Origin of the sequence: Salipaludibacillus sp. CF4.18, from assembly GCF_051262595.1 — a bacterium.
GTDB classification, from domain to species: domain Bacteria; phylum Bacillota; class Bacilli; order Bacillales; family Salisediminibacteriaceae; genus Salipaludibacillus; species Salipaludibacillus neizhouensis.
The window spans coordinates 43,182-50,001 of record NZ_JBIMEV010000032.1; the positions used below are offsets into that span (position 1 = coordinate 43,182).

The 6,820-nt window shown below is 40.5% G+C and carries 5 protein-coding genes; 4 read left to right on the plus strand and 1 reads right to left on the minus strand.

All coding sequences use genetic code 11. From position 1 onward, the window contains the following. Nucleotides 1-48: 48 nt before the first annotated feature. Nucleotides 49-1,029: an acrylyl-CoA reductase family protein gene (locus ACHABW_RS17235; RefSeq protein ID WP_435756995.1), complete on the minus strand. Its 981-nt coding sequence runs from the start codon at nt 1,027-1,029 to the stop codon at nt 49-51. Between the two features lie 434 nt (nt 1,030-1,463). Here ACHABW_RS17235 and ACHABW_RS17240 point away from each other — a divergent pair, with 434 nt between their 5' ends. From ACHABW_RS17240 to ACHABW_RS17255, 4 genes are all read left to right on the plus strand, one after another. Then, on the plus strand, nt 1,464-2,825 hold the full coding sequence (locus tag ACHABW_RS17240; RefSeq protein ID WP_435756997.1) for an FAD-dependent oxidoreductase: 1,362 nt from the start codon (nt 1,464-1,466) through the stop codon (nt 2,823-2,825). Between the two features lie 152 nt (nt 2,826-2,977). Continuing rightward, complete coding sequence (locus ACHABW_RS17245; protein WP_435756999.1) at nt 2,978-3,982, plus strand: DoxX family membrane protein; 1,005 nt, start codon at nt 2,978-2,980, stop codon at nt 3,980-3,982. A 426-nt stretch (nt 3,983-4,408) separates the two neighbouring features. Continuing rightward, the gene (gene mbcS / locus ACHABW_RS17250) at nt 4,409-5,980 is read left to right on the plus strand and encodes an acyl-CoA synthetase MbcS (protein ID WP_435757001.1); all 1,572 of its coding nucleotides are present in this window, start codon (nt 4,409-4,411) and stop codon (nt 5,978-5,980) included. Nucleotides 5,981-6,106: 126 nt separating this feature from the next. Beyond that, nucleotides 6,107-6,592, plus strand: a complete 486-nt coding sequence (locus tag ACHABW_RS17255) for a DUF2798 domain-containing protein (RefSeq protein WP_435757003.1) — start codon at nt 6,107-6,109, stop codon at nt 6,590-6,592. Nucleotides 6,593-6,820 lie beyond the last annotated feature (228 nt).

Here is a 6,820-nt window from a genome sequence, read left to right on the forward strand (position 1 = left end):
GTTTCAAAAGGTAAAAAAGACCTTTCGGAACATCCCCTTTACATTTTATTAAAAAGACACAACGGTTCTCCCTTTTGCTTGACCCGCTAACAATTGTAAAAAAACATGGTCTAAATCTTCTAGGCCAACTTCATGTGCAATCGTGTCTAATTGATCTAGTTTTAGGTCTGTGGCTAATCTGCTCCATGCCTGTTTACGCCGCTTCATATCACATGTTACAGAATCAATTCCTAGCCAGTTCACCCCTCTGCCAATAAACGGAATAACACTCGTTTCTACCTGTGCGCCTGCTGTGAAACCACTTGTAGCTACAGATCCGCCTCGTTTCAATGTGGAAAGAATGTAAGAAAGAATCGGTCCCCCTACTGGATCAACAGCACCTGCCCACTGCTGCTTACGAGTAGGTTTATTATCCCCTGCTGTAATTTCCGCCCGATCAATGACGTGTTTCGCACCTATTTGATATAAAAATTCGTGTTCTTCTTTTTTGCCAGTACTTGCCATAACTTCATAGCCAATTTTGGCTAACATCGCCACAGCAAGACTTCCAACTCCTCCAGTCGCGCCAGCAACAAGAACTGGGCCATCCTCAGGAGTTAACCCGTTATCCTCCAAACGTTGGATAGATAGAGCAGCGGTTAAACCTGCTGTGCCTAGAGACATCGCTTCTTTTAACGTCAGCCCCTCTGGTAAAGGCACAACCCAATCAGCCGGAACACGCGCAACTTCACTAAACCCACCATGTTGGCCAGTACCGATCTTATAACTTGTTGCAATGACACTGTCACCTTCTTTGAAACGGGAATCTGCGGAAGATATAACCTTCCCCGCTAAATCTATACCAGGAATTAATGGGAAAAACTCAGCAAGCTGACCTGTTTTTCCAACCACTGCATCTTTGTAATTTACACTTGAATAGGAAACAGCTATCGTCACTTCCCCTTCAGAAAGCTGCGATTCTTCCCAAGTTTCGATGCTGGATGAAACGTGATTATTCTCTTTTTGAATAACAAAAGCTTTAAAACTCATACATATCATACTCCTTGTTTTCTATTGAGATAGATGATCTTGGCAGTACTTTTCAATAACTTTCCGAGTTTTTACTAGTTTACATCAGCTGTTCTTTTAGATGCAAGAAGGTTGCTCTTATTAGATATGATACTTGAATTCGCTACAATTTAGACGCTTTCCCTTTTTTATAAGTCTTCGATACATTTTCTAATTCAAAAAGTGCAGGAGTCACGATTCTAGCCTCCCATACTTTTTCGTCTAACTTAATCATAACTTCTCGACGACTTTCACTTAACCGGCAGACCATTTCCCACCGGACTGACCTATAAGTTAAAAATACATTGTGAAAATATGAGCAAAAGGGTTGCGCTTTTTTTAATTACGGTTTAAACTATGTTTATGGTTGATATGTGAAATTAATCACAAGTGAAATAATAGGAGGAATTATTATTATGAGAATCGCTGTTATTGGAAGCACACATGCTGGCACTGCCGCTTTAAAAAATATGGCCACTCTTTATCCAGGAGCCGAGATTACCGTATATGAACGAAATGACAATGTTTCCTTTTTATCTTGTGGACTTGCACTATATGTTGGAGGAGTCGTAGAAAATGCACAAAGCTTGTTCTATTCTTCACCAGAGGCGCTTCGTAAACTCGGGATTCAGGTCAACATGCAACACGAAGTGAAAGAAATAGACACAGAAAAACAGACAATCGAAGCGCTCAACTTGCTTACAAATGAAACGGTCTATGATCGTTATGACAAACTCGTGTTTACAACAGGCTCTTGGCCGGTAATTCCGCCTCTTGAGGGCGTCAACCTTGAGAACGTGTTGTTAGCAAAAAATTATGCACAATCAAATACAATCATTGAAAAAAGTAAAGAGGCCGAACATATCACGGTTGTCGGCGCTGGCTATATTGGCGTCGAACTCGTCGAAGCCTTTGAAAAGTCAGGAAAAAAGGTGACACTTATCGATGGCGTAGACCGGATACTCAACAAATATCTTGATCAAGAATTCACAGATCCGGTGGAAGCAGATTTCCGCTCACGAGGAATTGAATTGAGACTCGGTGAATCTGTGAAGGAGTTCGAAGGGAATGGCAAAGTTGAAGCGGTCGTTACTAGCACAGGACGCCTTCAAACAGACCTCGTCATCCTCTGCGTTGGATTCAAACCTAATACAGGACTGCTTACAGGAAAAGTCGATATGCTTCCAAACGGAGCGATTAAAGTAAATGACTTTATGCAAACCAGCGATCCTAACATTTTCTCTGCCGGAGACTGCTGTGCAGTGAAGTACAATCCAACCGGAGATCATGCGTATATTCCGTTAGCTACGAATGCGGTTCGCATGGGTACACTCGTTGCTCGTAATATTTTTGAACCCACTATCAAAAATGTTGGTACTCAAGGAACATCAGGTCTTCACATCTATGACTTAAACATGGCTTCTACTGGTCTAACGGAAACGAGCGCTTCAGCGATGGCTATTAATGTGAAAAGTATCACAATCAATGATAATCATCGTCCTGAATTCATGCCTTCTTCCGAGAACGTTCAACTCAAAGTCAGTTTTGATCCGGACAGCCGCCGCATTCTAGGCGCACAAGTTCTTTCAAAAGCAGATGTCACACAATCTATTAATACGCTTAGTGTTTGCATCCAATCGGGTATGACCATTGATGAACTCGGCTACGTGGACTTCTTTTTCCAACCACACTTTAATCAACCGTTTAACTTCATTAACAAAGCCGGTCTCGCAGCGGCTGAACAAAATACGAAAACCTTGGCTCCAGTGGGAGTTTAGGAAAACGGAGAAGCCCTGATCCTTGATCTATTGAGGTCAGGGACTTTTTTCATTTCAGCTCCGCTAAAAAATAAATGTTTATCTGTTATAGTGATTTAGGCTCTTCCTACATACACTAAATTCAACACTACACTGAAGGAGTTAACGGACCGATGAAAAATTACTTTTTGAAAGCTAGTTCCCTTTTTTTAATATTGCTCTTTATTCCATCTGTCATGGTGCATTCGCACGTGAAATGGTTTACAGAGGCTGAAGCCGAGAGAGCACCCATCGAACAAATCATTAGTCCTTTATTTGTCACTTTAGCCTTTATTACCGCAGTAATATTAGCCGTTTTACCGCAGCTTGTACCAAAAATCATGGCCTATCAGCCATTAAAAAAAGTTGAACAGAGCTTAGGAAGTTTTAGATCTTACACCTATTGGATCATTAAATATGGGGCAGCTCTCGCTATTCTCGTTCAAGTGTTCACAGGTGGACTGTTTGCGCCGGAGTTATTGGCCCCTACCGAAATGTGGACGATCCTGCCATGGGCTGCTATTATACTTTTGCTCATTCCACACCTATTTGCTACGAGAGCAGCAGGAATCTTACTTCTACTTTTGTTTTCCATAACAACCTTGGAGTACGGGATCTTCCATATGCTCGATTACGCTTTTTACCTTGCTGTCATTTTCATTTTGCTGTTTCAAGGTACCAAACTACAAGCTTGGGGTTTTCCTGTTTTATACTTGGCAACCGGATTATCCCTTTGCTGGGTTGCCGTCGAGAAATTCGTCTATCCTACCATGGCTACTGATGTGATTTTAAACCATGGTGTTCCAACATTCGGTTTCTCTCCGGAGACTTTCGTTATTCTTAGTGCCTACATTGAATTTGTCGTAGGTTACCTTCTCGTTGTAGGGATTCTCAACCGTTTGTTAGCACTTGTACTTACCATTATATTCGTGTCGACAACGATGCTGTTTGGAACAACGGAAATTATTGGACACCTAATGATTCATATTATTTTAATTACTTTTATCATTGAAGGGGTCTCTTTTTACAAGCCCCCGATTGGCATGCATCAGAGTCCTTTAGAAAAAATCGTATTCGTCTTTTTAAACTTTTTGTTTGTATTGGCTACAATCCTTCTCATTTATTACCGCTTTGCCTAAGAAAAACGGCATAGCCGTCTTTTATTAGACAGCGTCAGCTTCCACCGCCATCTTTTAAGTATCAAGGGTGGGTTTCCCTTGACACGAGTGGCGTAAAGATAGCTGTCAACATTGACTTTTTAAAAAGTTTACTCGAAGAAGCGAAGGCTGCAACCCCTGCTCTTTATAACTAAAGTAGGGTTTTTTTATCTGCCTGACTAATAGGGGGCTGTTTTACTTTAAACAAAGGTGAGCCATGCCTCGCTTCTTTGAGTACTTTCAAAAGATATCAACTCTGCGCAAAACCACCTTTCAGTTTCACGATTTGGTTCGTAAACACCATCCCGTTTGCCAAAACCGTATTAATTCTTTTGTATGGTGATTTTCTGTATAATGGATGGATAAGTTAGTTAACTATTAAGATAATTGGAAGAGGGGAATTTAGACATGCAAGATTTAGTTGCTCCAGTAATGTATAACTTAGCACAGGAAATCGAAAATCTTAATTCTAGGTCTGAACGTCTAGCTATTAAGTGGCTCAATGACGAAGGGGACTCTCGAAACATTACATATGCGGAAATGATCGAGCAGATGAATAAATTTGCTAATGCATTAATTAGTCAAGGTCTTGAAAAAGGAGATCGGGTCCTGTTAATCTTCCCAAGATTGCCGGAAACTTATTTTATTTATCTAGCATGCATTAAGGCAGGTTTGATTATCATACCTTGCTCCGAAATGCTACGGGCAAAAGACTTAAGCTACCGAATTAATCATGCTGAAGCCAAAGCAGTCATTGCTTACAGTGCATTTACAACAGAAGTAGATGCCATTCAAGAAACAATGCCTTCCCTCCGTTTGAAGTGTTCAGTTGGAGAGAATGTAACAGGTTGGGATTCCTTATCCATGCTGGCAGAACAAAAGTCTTCTTCATTTGATGCCATTCCGACTAACCGTGATGAAACTGCCTTTCTTCCATATACATCCGGAACGACAGGGAATCCAAAGGCTGTTGTGCATACACACGGTTGGGCCTACTCCCATTTACAAACAGCTTCCAAAGAATGGCTTGGTGTTGAACAGGGTGATGTTGTTTGGGCAACAGCCGCACCGGGATGGCAGAAATGGGTATGGAGTCCCTTCCTATCAACGATCGGTATGGGGGCCACTGCTTTTGTTTATGACGGCAAGTTTAATCCGTCACTTTACTTGCAGCTCCTTCAAGATCATCAGATTCAAGTCTTATGCTGCACGCCAACGGAATACCGGTTTATGGCTAAGCTGGACAACCTTGATGAATACCAGTTACCAAACCTTCGAAGTACCGTTTCAGCCGGAGAACCGTTGAACAGACAGGTCATTGAAACGTTTAAGCACCATTTCAATGTCAATGTAAGAGACGGTTATGGCCAAACGGAAAGTACCTTGCTAGTAGGTACAATGATCGGAATGGAAATTAAACCTGGATCCATGGGGATACCTACACCAGGGAACAGAGTAGAGATTATTGACGAAGATGGCTTGCCTGTGAAAATTGGCGAACAAGGAGATATTGCCCTTCATAAAAGTACACCGGCATTATTCAAGGAATACTACAAGGATCCCGAGCGAACTTCCATGGCTTATCGAGGCGATTGGTACATAACCGGGGATCAAGCTAAAAAAGATTCTGACGGATACTTTTGGTTTGAAGGTCGCTCCGACGATATTATCGTAAGCTCTGGTTATACAATTGGACCTTTTGAAGTCGAGGATGCCATTATGAAGCATTCAGCTGTGAAAGAGTGTGCCGTCATTGCAAGCCCCGATGAGGTAAGAGGTAATATCGTTAAAGCGTTTGTTGTGCTGAAAGAGCCCGGTCAGGAATCGGACGAACTCGTTACTGACATTCAAAACCACGTCAAAACGCTGACAGCACCATATAAATATCCAAGAAAAGTAACTTATACTCATGAGCTTCCAAAGACTACTTCTGGGAAAATAAGACGCATTGAATTGCGGTTAAAGGAAAACAATGAATAGTAAAATTAAGTGAATCAAAAAAATCGAACAATGTTTTTCATAAAAAGTTCACAAAAACGTCACTTATGAAAATAATTCTAGGGATATATAATTACATCTATGTTCTATAAGAAAGGATGTTTTTACTTGCCTAGTAATAAAAAAGAAGGGATCATTTTTGGACTTTTTATGTGTTTCGGAATGGTACTAATCATGTCAGTTTATAACACAGCTTTACACGTCGAATTTTCATCAATTACAGTAGGAAGCTTAGTAATTCAATTTGTCATTACGTTTATCATCGCGTTTATCGTAGAGTCAATAGTTGAACCGCAAGCGCGTAAAATTGCATTATCAATACCTTACGATAAGTCAAAAAAACTCAACTTTATTTTGGCCATGTCTGTCTGTATGGTCCCGATGATGGTTCTTATTATGTCAGGATACGGCCTTATTTTAATGTCGTTCATGTCAGGAGTGGAGGGTTCTATTTTCACAGCCTACCTTAAAATTGTTGGTCTAAACTTTATCGTAGCTTTCCCAGCGCAGTTACTAATTGTTGGTCCAATCTCACGAAAATTGTTAACAAAATACATTAAACCATCCACACAAAAACCTGGGGTAATCGCGTAAAACAAGCAAGCTACCAAAAGTAGCTTGCTTGTTTTTATATTTAACTGCGATAATCGTTTTCATTTCCTTGCTAATGAACATGAATGAAGGGTGAAATTCTAAATACAAATGTGTTTTTTACTAGATCAGCTAATCTTTTCTAGTACAAAAAAACGGTCAGAATATATACTTTATTATCTATAAAGAAAAGATTAAATCCTCTTTTTTCAGAACTTCTCCTGAAACAAT